The sequence below is a fragment of the Methanobacterium sp. BRmetb2 genome (genome assembly GCA_003491285.1).
Lineage (GTDB): Archaea > Methanobacteriota > Methanobacteria > Methanobacteriales > Methanobacteriaceae > UBA117.
This window is the reverse complement of the sequence record CP022705.1, coordinates 1,679,900-1,695,594: the sequence shown is the minus strand read 5'-3', so window position 1 is coordinate 1,695,594 and position 15,695 is coordinate 1,679,900. Positions and strand designations below refer to the sequence as shown.

Here is a 15,695-nt window from a genome sequence, read left to right as displayed (position 1 = left end):
TTGAATTTATTGTTTTTTTATGTTATTTTTAGTTCAGTATTCTCTATATAAAACCATTAGCTTAAATTAATCTATATAAAAATTTAAGCTGTAATATTACTAAATTTAAGAATATGATTAATTAGATACTTTTTTTCAATATTTCTTCTGGAGCACCGGCTACTTCCACTAGATATTCTGCCTCCATGATATGGAGTTGGGAAGGTATAATTAACGAATGCAGTGGTCCCCCAAAATCTTCATTTAATAAATTTTGAATTCTATCGGAACGTACTAAAGGTTTTAGAGAACCTGCTCTTGCTATTACAACTGCAATGGAATCATTTAACACAATTTTTTTGTTTCTCTCTTTTTCAACATTTAAAAGATAATCTAATCCCTGATTTGCAGTCATATATCTTTCTTCTTCTGCTCTAATATCAAGAAGCACTAAACTATGAGCTTTGAACTTCATATTGGTTTCTATCGTCAGATAAGGTGAATGTGGAAAATAGTTTTTTTCAGGAAAAGGTATGGTGGTAACTTTTCCAAATTTATAAGCTTGAAGTCCAGCAATTCCAGGAGCAGCAGAAAGAATGGAAGAAGCATGAACAACCTGTGCATCAATTCCTCTTTTTTTGGCTTGAATCATCATGTCAGAATGGGTTGTGGCTATTAAAGGATCTCCTGCAGTCACAAATGCAACGTCGTTATCCAATGCCGAATTGATTGGAATATTATCTTCTTCAACTTCTTTTCGGCTTAAAATTTTGATTGGGGATTCTACAATTTCCTCCAGAGATGAAAAAGTAGACCCAAATAGTTTAGCTGTGTAAAACTCAGCGTATATAGTATCAACTTTTTTCAGTATTTCAATTCCTTTAAGTGAAATATCTTTTTCATCAAAAAGACCTAAACCAATAAAATAAAGCATACAATCACCTTTTACTATAATAATTAAATGAAGAGAGAAATTTAATTAATTTATTCTAATATATAGATATATGACCATTAGTAATATTAAGATGATTCTTTATCTATCTAAGTATTATTTCGCAGAGACATGTAGCTGATATTTATGAAAGGTTTAAAAGTTCCAAAACAAAAGGCCAATGATATTCGCAAAATTCTACTAAAACAATCCATTATAAACCTTGATTTTAAAATTAAACAAGAAAATGGTTTTGTTATCATACCCTTAAATGAAAACCTAGACAGTAATTTATTGAAGAAGTTATGTCTTGATTTGGAAAACATAGTTAACTGTGAATTTGAAGGCCAAAAAAGAGTCCCCAAAAGCCTTAAACATTACCTAAAGAATAAAATTGATGAAAAAAAGATAGAGGATATAAGGGGATCCTTTGATATTATTGGAGAAATCGTTATACTGGAGATTCCTGAAGATTTAGAAGATGATAAATATAAAATAGGAGAAGCTGCACTTAAATTCACAAAAAGACAGGCTGTTTTTCGAAAAAATAGTGAAATAAAAGGTGTCCGAAGAACCAGAGAATTGGAACACCTGGCAGGATCTAATATATCTGAAACCACCCACCAGGAATATGGTGCCCGCTTTTTAATGGATGTAAAAAATGTATATTTTAGTCCCAGACTGGCCACAGAACGATACAGGATTTTAAATCTGGTTAAAGATGGTGAGACGATTATAGACATGTTCGCCGGAGTTGGGCCATTCTCCATTGTCATCGCCCGTTCAAAAGATGTTAAAATATATGCAATAGATATTAATCCTTATGCTTATGACTATCTTAAAAAAAATATAGAATTAAACAAAGTCCCCGAAAAGATAATTCCAGTTTTAGGAGATGCTTCAGAATATTTAAAATTATCAAAACTCCAAGTGGATCGTATAATAATGAATCTACCGGGAATTGCATATAAATATTTAGATACTGCTGTTGATTCACTTAAAATCGGTGGAATCCTCCATTACTACGAATTTGCCAGTGATTTTGAAGGTGCTTTGAAAAGAATAAAAAAAGCAGCTTATCCTAGGAAGGTTGAAATACTAAATAAAAGGAAAGTCAAGTCAAAAAGTCCGGGAAAGTGGCATATAGGAGTAGATGTGCAAATTTTATAGTATTTTTACCAAAATAAGGAATTAAATTAAAAAGAATAAATAATTAAAAATGTCCTACAATACCATCTTATTAAAATGGCTCTATGATACCATCTTCAGTAATTATACCTGTTATCAAATCACCAGGTACAATATCAAAGGATGGGTTGCTGATTATTGTTTCTGCAGGTGCAACCCTACAATTCCCGAAGTATAAAACTTCCCCTGGATCTCTTTCTTCAATTTTTACGTCGTATATTGAGTTATCATAGTCAAAAGTGCTTTTGGGTGCAGCCACATAGAAAGGTATGTTAAATCGTTTGGCAGCTAATGCCACCATAAGTGATCCTATTTTATTGGCAACACCACCCCCGGCAATCCTGTCTGCCCCGATTACTACTTTATCTATGGCTCCTTTCTGCATCATATAACCTGCAGCACTGTCAACTATTAACTTTACTGGAATTTTTTCTTGCTGCATTTCCCATACACTTAGACGGGCTCCCTGACACAAAGGCCTGGTTTCATCGCAAACAACGCTAATATCTTTACCATCCTGAAAAGCCGCCCTTATAACTCCTAATGCTGTTCCATAGTCCACACATGCCAGAGCCCCTGCATTACAGTGGGTTAAAATAGTGTCTCCATCTTCAATTACTGTAGATCCATGTACACCAATGGATTTATTTGTTTCTATATCCTCATTATACATTTTTATTGCTTCATCCACTGGAGAATCAGAAGCAAGAATCCTATCAACTGCCCAGAAAAGATTTACTGCTGTTGGTCTGGAACTTTTTATTTCCTCGGCGGCTTTTGTCAGATCATCACCTGCTAAATAGGCAAGTGCCATACCAAAGGCTGCTGCAACGCCAATTGCAGGAGCACCCCGGACAACCATGGTTTTTATGGCGTGAACAACATCCTGATAATTTTCACATTCAAAATAGACTAATTCATCAGGCAATTTGGTTTGATCTATAAGTAATAATTTGTTATCTTCCCAAAGCATAGTTTTCATTGAATAACTCCAAATTTTATGTTATTAAAAAGAAATTAGAGTCTATTTTTCTTGATAAAGATTTATTCAAACTTATTCCCAGAAATTTAGACTTTGTTTCAGGTATTGAGTATAATTTCTGACATATTGACATTTTTGACATGTTTAATAATGGCTGGCAGGAGTCATGTCCAGGTGCTTATCTTCCCTACCTGGAACCCCATAGGCATCTGCACGACACTGAGTACATGCTCTAAAAACTGGTAATATCTCTTCTACAGCATCTCGAACTTCACTTAATTGGGCACAATTCGGTTTTGGATAATCTTTAAGTTTGTACATTGGAATAAGAGGTATTATATTCATTAGTGAAGCTCCGCGTTTTTTGACTTCACGTGCAATATCAACTATGTGCTTATCGTTAAGTCCGGGTATTAGGACGCTATTTACTTTTACAACCACACCTTTTTTGGCTATTTTTTCAATTCCTTCTAATTGATTTTTAGACAATATTTTAAAAGCTTCTTCTCCCTCATACAACTTTCCATTATATACTACGTTCGAATAAATTTTTTTACCAATTTCTGGATCAACGGCATTAACTGTCACAGTGATGGTATTTACATTCACTTCAGCTAATTCATCTGCCTTATCTGGTAGGAGAAGACCATTAGTGCTCATGCACTTTATTAAATCAGGAAATTTTTCATCTATTTTTTTAAAGAATTCTATCGTATTTTCATTGGCCAGTGCATCTCCAGGGCCGGCCACACCGACAACAGATATGGGCATTTCTTTAACCACTTTTTCAACATGTTGAACTGCATCATCAACCGACATTACCCTTGAAGCAACTCCTGGACGTTTTTCACATTTGTTCAACTCACGTGTGCAAAAATTACATTGAATATTACACTTAGGGGCAATTGGAACGTGGATTCTTCCAACCTTATCATGCATTTTTTCATTAAAACATGGATGTGCTTTGGTTATATGGGCAAATTTTGACTCATTCATATGGGTTACCTCTTTAAGTTTAATCTTTCATTTCTTCAACAATTTCTTTTCCCTTTTCTATCCATTCATCTTTAAGAATTTCATCAGAACTGGTCATGGCTATAATATTTCCCTGGGATAAATCTCTTATTACCCGAAATCCTTCAGGCAGAATACGGAAAATGGCATCATAAATTTTTCTTTTAAGTTTTTCAGCAGGATCAACAACAATCATACCCTCAATTTTTGAGGCAGGATTATTAATTATAACTTCAAAACGACTGGGCTGCTGAATTTTCTCTCTTCCCTCAGTTTCCCATAGTTTTTTAAGTAATTCTGGGAGATATGTTTCATCTTTTATTCTTATGAAGATTTTATCTTCTTTTTCATCGTATTTATATTCAGCAAAATCTTCGATTGTTACAGGTTTGGAAGTTTTTTCCACTTTAATGGCAATAATGAAAACTGGTTCTCTAGGATCAACATACACACGAATATCATTTATAGAACGTGTGACCTGGATTTCTTGCATCACATGTTTTATTATCATTTCATAAACTTCTGCACCTTTTTCATCATAACATTCAACTATCATTTCTTAGCTCCTTAAATACTGGGCAAGATTAATTTTTTTATAAAATTTAAACGAAGAAAGATTAATTTTTAAAATCTATCATTTTCTAGTTCCTAAACCAGAAACTAATAATGCACCACCTACAGCACCAATATATTGTGAGTTTTCTGGAACAATAACTTCTATACCCCCGAGTATGGTACTTACAGCATGTACTAAACCATCAATTAGAGACGTTCCCCCTACTTGGATTACAGGTGCTCTTACATCAATTTCTTGAAGTTGTTGTTCATATACTTGTTCTGCTACTGAAAAACATGCTGCCGAAGCTACGTCTGCTTTTGTACATCCTGCAGCAAGAGATGTGACCAGATCCTGGATACCGAATACAATACAGTAACTGTTAAGTAAAGCATTTTCATGATTGCCTTTCATTGCTAAAGGTCCCAGTTCAGTGATATCTACACCTAATCGTCTTGATGTAATCTCCAAAAATCTTCCAGATGCCCCAGCACATATCCCCCCCATGGTGAAGTTGTCCGGGATTGCATCGTTAACTGTGATTACCTTATTATCCATTCCACCAATATCAAGAACAGTAGCTTCGCCTTTTTGATGATCTGCCAGGAATACAGCTCCTTTTGAGTTTACACTTAATTCTTCTTGTATTAAATCTGCTTTTAAGTGTTTACCTATGGTTAATCTCCCATAACCAGTTACACCAATTCCTTCTATATCCTGCATCTTGTATTCAGTTTCTTTCAATGCACTGTCTATCCCTTCTTGAGCAGAAGCTATAACATCAGTTGTTGGGAGCCATCCTGTACCTATAATTTTATTATCTTCCATTAAAACTACTTTAGTGGTTGTGGAACCAGAATCTATACCTAGAGTAAGTCCTTCCTGTTTCTCCCGGGCAAGTAAACTTTTTCGTGCAACTATTGTAGATAATGCTTCCATTCTAATAAAAAGTTCATCTGCCTTGGTTCTCTCTGTAAATGAATAGGTTACAACTGGCAAATTAGTGTTTTTTTGGATGAATCTTCGAATTTCATTACGAACTAATGCGCCTTCGGCACATCTAAAACAAGTAGCTATAAAAACTGCATCGGCCTCACTCTTTCCTTCAACTAAAGACATGGCCCGTGCAATCATCAACCTTATCCCTGAACTTGCAGCTCTGAAACCAAATTTTTCATATGCTTCATTGATATAATCCAAATCCGTCTCGGGAATAGTAATTTCAGCACCAAAAGTAGCGGCTGCTTTTTCTATCTCTTTTTGGATACCGCTGTATTCGGTTCCGCAGGATATTTGGGCAATTTTAACCATTTTTTTCCTCCAGTTCATCTAAAAAAGTGTTAATTTTATTGATTACTTCTATAGTTTCTTCTCGATTATTAGGATAATTAAGTTCCAGGGTTGGTATTCCCCTTTGTCGAAGGTAGTAAACTGAAAGTTCATTGGTACGGGCACATCCAATACAACCAAAACCAAACGGTGCATCATCCATAATTATGGCTGCATCGGCTTCATCAATTAATGGACCGAAAATTGCCATTCTACCCCTTACCCCGGATGGAACTTCAATGGCTGCATACTTAAGACCTTTTATTGGTTCTTCTTCTGTTATATTTAAAGGCGGTGAATCTATTTCTGCTTCTGTTACCTTTTTCCTTATTTCTTTTTGTACAACTAAAGGTTCGTGTCCTCTTCTTTCAACCATATCTGCTAAAATCAGCGAATTTGGTGGAAATATTGCTATTTTCAGTAGAATTCCCCCTTGCTGCTTTCGGGTTCTACAGGTTCTGGTCTTCTGGAAATTTCAACTAGATCACTGAATATTCCTTTAGTTATATCCACAATACCTATCACACATAATAATTCGTTGTTCTCCATTACAGGAACTACTACAACCGGTATATCTTTATATGGTCCCGATTTAGGGACTCCCCGGCATGTTTTTTCACTTTTTATGACTCGTTCCAGTACTGGTCCCGTGTAATGGTAGTCTATTATTTCACCATCTTCTATTCTAACCCCGTATGAGTTTTTAGTCCTCATAGTCAAAGGTAATTTATTTATAAGCTCATGGAAAGACATAGCTATAGGGGCTATTTCTTTACCACTGGCTGAAGGAGTTATATTCATTTTTCGCCCTCTTCTTCCTTTATAATTTTCTTAAAAGTTTCAACAGGTATTTTTTCAGGTTTTTCAATCTTGACTTTTTTAGGTGTTTTCAAGGCTTCCCCTACATAGTCCAGCAAACTAAATTCAGATTCCAATTGATGAAAACCTTCACGTGCAGCACCTCTATGTCCTCTGCATCTCCGGGGATCTCCTGGAGGAAATCCTCGATCTTTGGTGAATATATTACATGGATCTATATCCCTTATTTTTTTAATAGCCTGTTTAACGTACTTTTCTTCTCCATATATCAATGCACCATAACAGGTAGCTTTAATAGTTAAGGGGAATTCCATCATGTGCAATTTCTGAACCAGTTCTGTCTGGCTTATATTTGCTGATGGCCCTAATATTATCATACGGGTTACTTTATCATCTTCATTCTGATTTTCTTTCTGCAACATATACAATGTCCCCCTCCTTAAATTTTTCCAAATTATCAAGACCTTTTACTATATTACCTATTATGTTAGTTCCGTTGAATGGTTCACCTGTTGGCCCGAATTCATCATTGTCTTCAAATCTAACACCTATCATCCCAATATGTCTTCTGGACATATTTGTAATTCCTATCTGGCCTGCTTTAACGCATTGTTCAGGGGTATTTTCCGGTATAATTCCCTTCGCCTCTTTAGTTTTTCCTTCAAACATCATGACTTTCATACCCGGAAATGCGAAATGAACCTTTAGAAAACCTACTGGTGCATCAAGAAGCCCCGTAATCTTTCTAAAGTACCACGAAGATCTTGGACTCATGTTATTTAGATTAATATATATAATTTCATCTTTACTTATTCCAAATGTTTTAACTTTACCTTCCTTGAGTATATCCAAAGTATATCGAGGATCCTGTTTAACCACAATTGCATGGTCTTCGGAAAGTCCTTCCTTTATCTGCTGAATTTCTCTCTCCTTTAAATAATCAGAAGCTTGTTTTTGAGTCATTGCCAAGGTCAGTATTCTTTCTGGATCAGTTTTTACTGTAATATAATCCTGGTATTTTGATATGTCAACTAGCTCCATTCCTTTTTCTACATGACCCACCAGTGTGTGGGATGGTGTTGAAACACGATCCTCCCGGTATACATAAATTCGTCCCACTCCTTTTCCAGAATTTCTTATGGTTACTGTACCTCTTTTTCTTTGATCAACAAACTCCGGATCTTTTTCAAGACCTTGAAGTGCATAAAATCCTAAAAAAGAATCTGATTCATAGTCAACTTGTATTTTGCCATCTTCAGATATGGAAAAAAATTGTTCAGCAGAACTGGGAGATTTATTAGTAGGTTTTACCAGTACGTAGGTGAAAATTTCGTTTCCTTCGGTAATTTCAGTATCCAGATCAGTTATAGCAGCACTATTTACTATACTCTTTCTCTCAACCACCGGTTTTACGTACTTGATAAAATCATCATCAGTCAAATTCATTATGGTTCTTTTACCACCAATAACTCTGGCAAATATTCCATGATTATCTGCTGGAGCCCCGTAAACAGCCAAATGTTTTTCTTTACTTAAAATTATGTGGGTTGAATCTGCAGAAAACCCTGATAAACTCAAAATAACATCCCAGCGATTATATGTAAATTCTTCTTTAGATGGGACAAGTTCAGTTTTAAAAGGACCTAAAGAAACTTCGCTGGATGATGTCCATCTTATTCTCAGATTTTCCAATTTTTTATAGGAATTTTTCCATGTTTGAACAAGATCTGAAGGAGCATCTTTAAGCAATTCTATAATAATGCTTCCTTTAGTTGTTTTTATTTTATACTTATTAACATGCCTTTCAAACTCTTCTTTACCTTTAATAACTCCTAAAACGCAACCATCCATGTAAAGGGCGTTTGAAATATCTATGGCTTCTCTTATAGTTGAACCATCAGGAATTTCAAACTCTTCCCCATTGACCTTAACCTTCATTGGATCTCCTCTCAGGATTTTTTTTCCTTAACACCCATTATGTCATCCTTTTTAAAGTCAAAAACAATTTTTTCTTCATTATTATAGGATAGATAAAGTTTTTTATCCATTATAATTTCTCCAACCACATTAGAAGTTACATTAACTTCTTCCAATATATTGATACATTCATCAACCATATTTTCTTCAGCAGTCAGCACAAAACCAGCTCCAGGATAAAGTTTAAGCCATTCTATCCAGCCAACAGTTTCATTACGTGGAATTTCATCAAGTTTAACTTTAGCACCCACATCAGATGCTTCAAGAAGCATTCCCAGAGTACCTAATATTCCGGGATTACTAATGTCTTTACCTGCAGTTACCAACTGTTTTTTAGCAATGGTATTCATTGCGACGATTTGAGCTTGAACCAATTCTGGAGTTTTATGAGTAGTTGTATCCCAGTTTAATTTGAATTTAGGATGCTGTCTTCCATCCAGATCTATTCCCACTATTATTTTATCCCCTACTTTTGCATCACAGCTGGTTATTTCATCACCTTTATTAATTATTCCGGCAATGGATACATCAAGTGCATCATAAGGAGTATCAGGGTGAACATGACCTCCTACCATTGGAATTCCAAATTTTTTTACCCCTTCTTTTATACCTTCCATCACTTCATTAGCAATTTCTTCATTACTTATAGCAAGCACGTTCACCATTGCCAATGGTTTTCCTCCCATGGCAGCTATGTCATTGACATTCACCAGAACAGAACAATACCCTGCCCAATGTGGATCTGCTTCCATCAACTTTCCCCACATTCCATCTGCAGCTAAAAGAAGTAATTTACCATTTCCGATATCTATTGCTGATGCATCATCTCCAAAACTAAGAACAACTTTTCCAGAAATGTTATAAACTTCATCTAAAATCTGAGTAATTCTCTTTATAGGTTTTTTTCTTGTAACTCCCTCAAATTCTTTAACAGAGTCTACAATTGTATTTAAATCCAATTGGTCACCCCAAAATTTTTAAAAATCATCAAAGAAATTAATAGGTTAATCTAAACTTTTTTAATTAGTTTAATTTTTGCATTATTCATGCAAATTTCTATGAAGGATATCAATTTGTACTATTTTTTCTTTAAGGATCTTACTTGCTGAATTTATGATCCTTTATATTATAGGTTGAAACTGTGTTATTAATTATGTGTAGAATTTGCTTTTTAAAATTTTCTATATTTTCAGTTTCTATTCTTTCTCGTTGATTAAATAGTTCAATGAATAATTTTTGGCCTACAATATCATCCCAACCACTTTCCAATTCTATGATCATAGAACCATCAGTTTTGAAACCATTTTCAACTACTTTGTCCAGATCGCCATCAGTAATACCAATAATTGGAACCTTAAAACGATATAGTATATCACCTGCAACTAAGGTGGTATCATCACCAACTGTCACAACCATATCTGCATCTTTCAATTTATAAATATCTTCAGCGGCATGGTTTAAAAAAGCAATTTTATACCGTCCATTTTGATCTTTTTCTTCCACCACTCTAGGTTTTATTTTAGATTTCCTAAGTAGACCAGTTTTAATAATAGCATTTTTAAGATCTATGATTCCTAACTTTTCTACACCATGTTCCTTAATTTCACCGCCATGTAGTTCAGTTATGATACCATTTTCTGCAACTAAAAAAACTTCAGAAGATTTAGATCTCCCAACCACGATCCCGTTTACAAAAATATTCTCGTCAGGACTTACACCTGCAATTTTGCGAATTATAATATTTTTATTGTCTTTAAAATCAGATTCAAATTTATATTTATTCTCCATTTCATTAATTATACTATCTGGATAAACAATTCTCAGATCAAGCTTATTGGATAGTTCTTTAATGAAATTCATATCAGTAAATGACCATGGAATTATGCTTCCATCTCCTTCTCCAGGTCTTTCAATCTGGATCAGTTGGGGCCGGGTTTTACATCTGTTAAAAACTTTGTACCCAAAGGCATGGCCCGTAAGACTGGACTTACCATAATTTATTAGAAAAATAATATCAAAGTTTTCTTTTGTAAACTTATCTATGGACTGGCTGGGCAAAAGTTTGGTGCTGATATCAATAAAAGTCTCAAGATGAGCATCGTAAACAGCAGTACGACCCATTGTACCACCTAAACGTGCTTTTACAATACCATATTCTTTTAATAGTTCCAAAATCTTGGCTGCATATCCTGAGTCTACAATATGTGGTCCATGTACTACTAAACCTATTTTCATAAATAGTTCTAAGAAGTATTAATGTTTTATAATTATCTATTGTGATTAAAAAACGAATATAATCTAAATTTTAAGCATAAAAACATTTTAAAAATCCTTAAGTAAACTTTTCACTGAATTTTTATCCTTTTTTTAATAATTGGAGAACCACATATTTCACATTCATCAAATTTATAGTCCGAAGCATATCTCTTTTTACATCCTTTACAAATTTTTATCCAATTATAAATCTCTGTGATGCCCTCAGTTAATACACTTCTGTAAGGTATTTCAAGAATTTTTAGGACATTCTGCATAGAATAATCGTCAGTAACAACAGTTGGTTCAAATTTTTCTTTTTTTAAAGTTAAAGCTAAGGCAATGATATTTTTATCAACACTGGAAAGTCTGACAACATCACCAGATGTTTTAATTATTCCATTTAATTTCACTGTACTTTCTTTATCTGGATTTTTTATTTGGATTTTTCCTTCGTTGACCGCTGATTGTAAAAAAAGATTGGATTTAACATCTTTCACTTCCCCAATTACTTCGGGTGTTGTAAAATTGGGTTTTTTTTGTGAACAAAATCCTCCGATAAATGCAGAACTATCTAAAACATAAACTTTTTTCTTCATATGTAATATTATATTACTCTAAGATTTAATATGTATAATTGATTTATTAAATGAAAGTGCCATTTAGAATGCCATATATTTAAATTTAGGTTCTAAGAAGAAGTTTTTTTATGGCTTCATATTGTTTTTTGAAGTAGCAAAACCTTTTTAAGTAGTAAGCAACATATCTAATTAGTGGATAGGGTACAGCATTATCAATTTTATGATCGTTGCACGAATTGGAACGAAAACCGCCTCCGATCCAATTTAAAACCCTATCCAGTTCCTTTTTATTGAGATTCTATAATATAAATTAATAAAATCATTTATAATTTCTAATATTTTTCATTTTACAAAAAAAGATAATAAAATGATTTTTTATAAACTTTTTTTCATAAATTTTATATAGAATTAAATTATTAATTATGTAGTTAAAGAAATTAGTCACAAATTATGATAAAAATCTGTTTTTTGACACAATAGTAATAAAGTTAGACCCGGTGTTTATATGCCTAGTGAAAGTATGAACCAACACAAAAAAAGTGCCCCTTCACATATCAAAGTAGGTATCATAACTCTTAGTGACTCTAAATATCAAGATTTCCTTGAATCAAAAAATACAGATGTTTCAGGAGATATTATAGAAAAATCTTTAAAGGAGAATGGTCATTCAGTAGTCCGTTCAATAATTCCGGATGATGCTGAAGATCTATTAAAAACGATTAATCAACTAGTAGAAAGGGAAACTGTTGAGGTAATAATATCCACTGGTGGTACAGGTATTGGAAGTAGAGATATCACCATTGAAAACCTGGAAAAAATTTTTGAAAAAGAATTAAATGGATTTGGAGAAATTTTCAGACACAAATCTTACGAGGAACTTGGAAGCGGAGCCATCTTAAGCAGAGCCACTGCTGGAGTTTATAAAAGAACGTTGATTATAGCACTCCCTGGATCGCCAAATGCAGTTAAAACTGGACTGAATATAATATTAGATGAATTAGGACATCTGGTTAAACATTTAAAAGAATAAAATCAAGAAAACCAGAATCCAAAAAATCTATCAATTTTACTAAATTCAGTTCATATTCCTAATTGAGATTAGGGGTTTGAAATTTACATCTGCGTTTTTAAGATTTTCAGAAGCACCTTCCTCACGATCAACTACAACATATGCTGTTTTAACTATTCCCCCATTGGCCCGAATAGCTTCAACTGCTTTTAGTAAGGATTTACCAGTGGTAGTAACGTCTTCTACCACCACCACTAAATCATCTTTGTTAAGCTGACCTTCGATAAGTTTTGAAGTTCCGTAACCTTTTTTTGCTTTTCTTATCATTAATAAAGGAATTTTTGAGTAAAGAGATACTGCAGTGGCAATCGGTACAGCTCCCAGTGCTGGGCCGGCAATTTTATCAATTTCATTGGCATTAATTTCTTTTGTTATTATTTCTGCTATTTTAAAGAGTATTTCAGGGTCAGTTATAGCTTTTTTCATGTCCACATAAAAATCACTAGATTTACCAGATGAAAGTTTGAATTTACCAAACTTTACAACTTCTTCTTCTTTTAAGAGTTCAATTAAATCATTTTTTAGTTTATCTTGAGCCGGCCCTGACATAATTTACATACTCCTCTTTTTGAATCAATACATTCCTGACAGACTAAACTGCCACAAAAAGAACATGTGTAAAGTTTTGCTGCTTTACCGCAAATTGTACATATTCCTTTAACTTCCAAAGAAAAGCACCTATTATCATAAATTTATTTAAAAATAAAATATTATTTAAAATATAATATTAGAATTCCATTGAAGATTCTTCTTCAATGCTGGACTTCAATAAAATTTTGTCACCAATCTGTTTTACCATGTCATAAGGAACTATCGTTTCTCCTTTTGATAATCCAAGGCCTTCTGAAAGCCCTCCTTTCCCGAGAACTAATGCTTCTATTTTTCTTGTCTCGAGGTTAACTTCCACATCTTTTACACTGCCAATGACAGTTGCAGAGCTATCCAATACTTCTTTTCCAATTATTTCTTCTTTAAGCCTCATTTTATCACCACCTAAATATTTATTTTCCAAGTTATTTAAATTTTTATAAAATTGGTTATAACGAACAATAAAAAAGATTATAACAAACTATTAAAAAAAATTGAGAATTTTAAGAATTTAAAAATAAAAAAATGTTTTAAGGTTTTTAAATTCCCTTGAAACATTTTTCAATATGTTGTTCAACTGGGGGCTTAGATAGTAAACTAACTACAATAGTTACAATTAAAGCCAAAGGCAGCGCTATTACTATGGGGTCTACCACCGGCCATGGCAAGGAAGTTATTAAAGTATCCGTGCCAAAAAGTGCTTTAGATATACCTAAAGCAGCAGCCTCTTTTTTGTGGATAAATGCCAACATGAATAGGCTGGTAAAAGTTCCGGTGATTAGTCCGGCGATTGCACCAGCTTTTGTAGCTTTTTTCCAGAAAACAGCACATATAAACATTGGCAAGAACGCTGCAGCACAGAGTGCGAAAAATATTGAAGTAGCCTGTGCAACTACGCCTGGAGGTGATATATAGGCCAGAATAACAGCTAACGCAACTGCAACAATAATTCCTGCTCTAGCAATCATAACAGAACTACCTGTCTCACCTTTCTTTTTAAATATGGTTTCATATATATCTCTTCCAAGAGCAGTCCCCTGTACGTGGAACTGGGCACTCATAGTGGACATTGCTGCTGAGAGCAATGTTACCATAAACAGATATGCAAACCACGCAGGCATGGCCAGGGTAATAAACAATGGGATTATTTTATCCATGTTTCCTCCTGCAGCAGCTATTGAAATTTGACCAGTTGTTTGGAAGAAATATACATTGGATAATGCCCCAACAATGAATGCGGCACCTGTCATCATAAGTATAAATATTCCTCCAACCAATACTGCCCGGTTTAATTCACGGTTCGATTTAACAGTCATAAATCGAACAGCCAGTTGCGGTTGTGCCAGTACACCTATTCCCACACCTAATATCAATGTTGAGACTAAAGTCCACCAGAAAGGACTTCCTAACGTGGGCATAGTAGTCCAGCCAGTACTTCCAGTTGCAGCAGCACTAGGCGGTACTAAACTTGCCATATTAGTAAGTGCCTGATGAGCATTGTCCACTCCACCTAATAGAACATAGGTTGTGATCAATAAAAATGCCATACCAAAAAACATTATGGTACCCTGTACAGCATCAGTGTACATTACTCCCCTAATACCTCCAAAAATAACATAAACAGCTATTATAACTGCCATACCGATTAAAGCAATATTATAATCCAGATTAAGCGTCGTTTCAATGAACCTGGAAATACCTATCAAAACTGCCGAAGCATATAAAGGCATCCCCAAAAATATGACCAGTCCGCTGAAATATTGAATAAATTTACTATCGAATCTCTTTGATAAAAATTCAGGAAATGTTAATGCTCCTAAATTATGTCCCATTTTTCGAGTTTTTTTACCGAAAAATACGAATGCTATGAATATTCCCACTAAAATATTCAAAAATGTCAACCATAATAATCCTAACCCATAAACACCTGCAGTACCTCCAAATCCAACAATTGCAGCTGTGCTGATAAAAGTAGCCCCATAACTAAGAGCCATAATGTATGGGTGGGTTTTTCGACCAGCTACCATAAAATCTTCAGAACTTTTTGTTCTTTTCCATGCCAGGTAGCCTACATATCCAATTAAAAGAAGATATAACACTATAACAATGCTTAATATTAATATATCCATAATACCATCACACCTTCAACCCTCTTCATCCCAAAGTCCTAATTCTTCTTCTTCCATATCTTTCTCTTTCTCATGCCATTCAATTTCCTCTTGGATTTGTTTTTCCTCTTTTTCTTCGCCTTTATTCCAGTTTAATATACCATAAACTACACATAGAATTGTGCTCAGAATACAAAGAATATATGCACCCCATATCCAAGGATCATTAATTCCAAACATAGATATCACCTCATTTTATCCCTGAAGTATTCTCAGTTCATATATGAAGTTGTCCAATTTTTTTTCTTTAAGAAAAACATA

The 15,695-nt window shown here is 34.0% G+C and carries 19 protein-coding genes; 2 read left to right on the top strand and 17 right to left on the bottom strand.

The features are described from left to right. Window positions 1-121 precede the first annotated feature (121 nt). On the bottom strand, window positions 122-913 hold the full coding sequence (locus CIT01_08420) for a diphthine synthase (protein ID AXV38221.1): 792 nt from the start codon (window positions 911-913) through the stop codon (window positions 122-124). Window positions 914-1,057: 144 nt separating this feature from the next. On the opposite strand from CIT01_08420, the gene CIT01_08415 reads away from it, so the two are divergent. Continuing rightward, complete coding sequence (locus CIT01_08415) at window positions 1,058-2,080, top strand: SAM-dependent methyltransferase (protein ID AXV38220.1); 1,023 nt, start codon at window positions 1,058-1,060, stop codon at window positions 2,078-2,080. Between the two features lie 70 nt (window positions 2,081-2,150). Here CIT01_08415 and mtnA read toward each other — a convergent pair whose 3' ends face one another. The 11 genes from mtnA to CIT01_08360 all read right to left on the bottom strand — a co-directional run bounded on the left by mtnA (window position 2,151) and on the right by CIT01_08360 (window position 11,627). Then, window positions 2,151-3,080 carry an S-methyl-5-thioribose-1-phosphate isomerase gene (gene mtnA / locus CIT01_08410; protein AXV38219.1) on the bottom strand — a complete coding sequence of 310 codons (930 nt, stop codon included), beginning with the start codon at window positions 3,078-3,080 and terminating at the stop codon, window positions 2,151-2,153. 144 nt (window positions 3,081-3,224) lie between these two features. Beyond that, on the bottom strand, window positions 3,225-4,076 hold the full coding sequence (locus tag CIT01_08405; GenBank protein AXV38218.1) for a nitrogenase molybdenum-iron cofactor biosynthesis protein: 852 nt from the start codon (window positions 4,074-4,076) through the stop codon (window positions 3,225-3,227). A gap of 19 nt (window positions 4,077-4,095) precedes the next feature. Next, complete coding sequence (locus CIT01_08400) at window positions 4,096-4,650, bottom strand: methanogenesis marker 17 protein (GenBank protein ID AXV38217.1); 555 nt, start codon at window positions 4,648-4,650, stop codon at window positions 4,096-4,098. Between the two features lie 78 nt (window positions 4,651-4,728). Beyond that, a complete protein-coding gene (locus CIT01_08395; GenBank protein ID AXV38216.1) occupies window positions 4,729-5,961 on the bottom strand; it encodes a methanogenesis marker 15 protein in 1,233 nt (410 codons plus the stop codon). Then, on the bottom strand, window positions 5,954-6,400 hold the full coding sequence (locus CIT01_08390) for a methanogenesis marker 5 protein (protein AXV38215.1): 447 nt from the start codon (window positions 6,398-6,400) through the stop codon (window positions 5,954-5,956). Before CIT01_08390 ends, CIT01_08395 begins: the two co-directional genes overlap by 8 nt. Continuing rightward, entirely contained in the window at window positions 6,397-6,780 is a 384-nt protein-coding gene (locus tag CIT01_08385) for a hypothetical protein (protein AXV38214.1), read from the bottom strand. The genes CIT01_08390 and CIT01_08385 overlap by 4 nt, the downstream gene beginning before the upstream one ends. Further along, window positions 6,777-7,220 (bottom strand): methanogenesis marker 6 protein, encoded by a 444-nt coding sequence (locus CIT01_08380; GenBank protein AXV38213.1) that lies wholly within the window; start codon window positions 7,218-7,220, stop codon window positions 6,777-6,779. Before CIT01_08380 ends, CIT01_08385 begins: the two co-directional genes overlap by 4 nt. Continuing rightward, a complete protein-coding gene (locus CIT01_08375; GenBank protein AXV38212.1) occupies window positions 7,195-8,736 on the bottom strand; it encodes a methanogenesis marker 3 protein in 1,542 nt (513 codons plus the stop codon). Before CIT01_08375 ends, CIT01_08380 begins: the two co-directional genes overlap by 26 nt. 11 nt (window positions 8,737-8,747) lie before the next feature. After that, entirely contained in the window at window positions 8,748-9,734 is a 987-nt protein-coding gene (locus CIT01_08370; GenBank protein ID AXV38211.1) for a methanogenesis marker 2 protein, read from the bottom strand. A 139-nt stretch (window positions 9,735-9,873) separates the two neighbouring features. Further along, window positions 9,874-11,010 (bottom strand): hypothetical protein, encoded by a 1,137-nt coding sequence (locus CIT01_08365; protein AXV38210.1) that lies wholly within the window; start codon window positions 11,008-11,010, stop codon window positions 9,874-9,876. 110 nt (window positions 11,011-11,120) lie between these two features. Beyond that, window positions 11,121-11,627, bottom strand: a complete 507-nt coding sequence (locus CIT01_08360) for a ribonuclease VapC (GenBank protein AXV38209.1) — start codon at window positions 11,625-11,627, stop codon at window positions 11,121-11,123. A gap of 487 nt (window positions 11,628-12,114) precedes the next feature. Between CIT01_08360 and CIT01_08355 the strand changes: the two genes are divergently transcribed. Further along, entirely contained in the window at window positions 12,115-12,639 is a 525-nt protein-coding gene (locus CIT01_08355; GenBank protein ID AXV38208.1) for a molybdenum cofactor biosynthesis protein, read from the top strand. Between the two features lie 45 nt (window positions 12,640-12,684). Here the strand turns inward: CIT01_08355 and CIT01_08350 are convergent, their stop codons facing one another. From CIT01_08350 to CIT01_08330, 5 genes are all read right to left on the bottom strand, one after another. Then, window positions 12,685-13,227 (bottom strand): orotate phosphoribosyltransferase, encoded by a 543-nt coding sequence (locus CIT01_08350; protein AXV38207.1) that lies wholly within the window; start codon window positions 13,225-13,227, stop codon window positions 12,685-12,687. Then, window positions 13,200-13,346, bottom strand: coding sequence for an orotate phosphoribosyltransferase (locus CIT01_08345; GenBank protein ID AXV38206.1), 147 nt, complete (start codon window positions 13,344-13,346; stop codon window positions 13,200-13,202). Before CIT01_08345 ends, CIT01_08350 begins: the two co-directional genes overlap by 28 nt. A 59-nt stretch (window positions 13,347-13,405) precedes the next feature. Next, on the bottom strand, window positions 13,406-13,660 hold the full coding sequence (locus tag CIT01_08340; GenBank protein ID AXV38205.1) for a photosystem reaction center subunit H: 255 nt from the start codon (window positions 13,658-13,660) through the stop codon (window positions 13,406-13,408). A gap of 145 nt (window positions 13,661-13,805) precedes the next feature. Then, complete coding sequence (locus tag CIT01_08335) at window positions 13,806-15,398, bottom strand: sodium:solute symporter (protein AXV38204.1); 1,593 nt, start codon at window positions 15,396-15,398, stop codon at window positions 13,806-13,808. A gap of 12 nt (window positions 15,399-15,410) precedes the next feature. After that, window positions 15,411-15,614, bottom strand: coding sequence for a hypothetical protein (locus CIT01_08330; protein AXV38203.1), 204 nt, complete (start codon window positions 15,612-15,614; stop codon window positions 15,411-15,413). Window positions 15,615-15,695 lie beyond the last annotated feature (81 nt).

Coding starts and splice junctions, on each gene's coding strand:
- CIT01_08420 (AXV38221.1), bottom strand. CDS start 913: ATGCTTTATTTTATTGGTTTAGGTCTTTTTGATGAAAAAGATATTTCA.
- CIT01_08415 (AXV38220.1), top strand. CDS start 1,058: ATGAAAGGTTTAAAAGTTCCAAAACAAAAGGCCAATGATATTCGCAAA.
- mtnA (AXV38219.1), bottom strand. CDS start 3,080: ATGAAAACTATGCTTTGGGAAGATAACAAATTATTACTTATAGATCAA.
- CIT01_08405 (AXV38218.1), bottom strand. CDS start 4,076: ATGAATGAGTCAAAATTTGCCCATATAACCAAAGCACATCCATGTTTT.
- CIT01_08400 (AXV38217.1), bottom strand. CDS start 4,650: ATGATAGTTGAATGTTATGATGAAAAAGGTGCAGAAGTTTATGAAATG.
- CIT01_08395 (AXV38216.1), bottom strand. CDS start 5,961: ATGGTTAAAATTGCCCAAATATCCTGCGGAACCGAATACAGCGGTATC.
- CIT01_08385 (AXV38214.1), bottom strand. CDS start 6,780: ATGAATATAACTCCTTCAGCCAGTGGTAAAGAAATAGCCCCTATAGCT.
- CIT01_08380 (AXV38213.1), bottom strand. CDS start 7,220: ATGTTGCAGAAAGAAAATCAGAATGAAGATGATAAAGTAACCCGTATG.
- CIT01_08375 (AXV38212.1), bottom strand. CDS start 8,736: ATGAAGGTTAAGGTCAATGGGGAAGAGTTTGAAATTCCTGATGGTTCA.
- CIT01_08365 (AXV38210.1), bottom strand. CDS start 11,010: ATGAAAATAGGTTTAGTAGTACATGGACCACATATTGTAGACTCAGGA.
- CIT01_08360 (AXV38209.1), bottom strand. CDS start 11,627: ATGAAGAAAAAAGTTTATGTTTTAGATAGTTCTGCATTTATCGGAGGA.
- CIT01_08355 (AXV38208.1), top strand. CDS start 12,115: ATGCCTAGTGAAAGTATGAACCAACACAAAAAAAGTGCCCCTTCACAT.
- CIT01_08350 (AXV38207.1), bottom strand. CDS start 13,227: ATGTCAGGGCCGGCTCAAGATAAACTAAAAAATGATTTAATTGAACTC.
- CIT01_08340 (AXV38205.1), bottom strand. CDS start 13,660: ATGAGGCTTAAAGAAGAAATAATTGGAAAAGAAGTATTGGATAGCTCT.
- CIT01_08330 (AXV38203.1), bottom strand. CDS start 15,614: ATGTTTGGAATTAATGATCCTTGGATATGGGGTGCATATATTCTTTGT.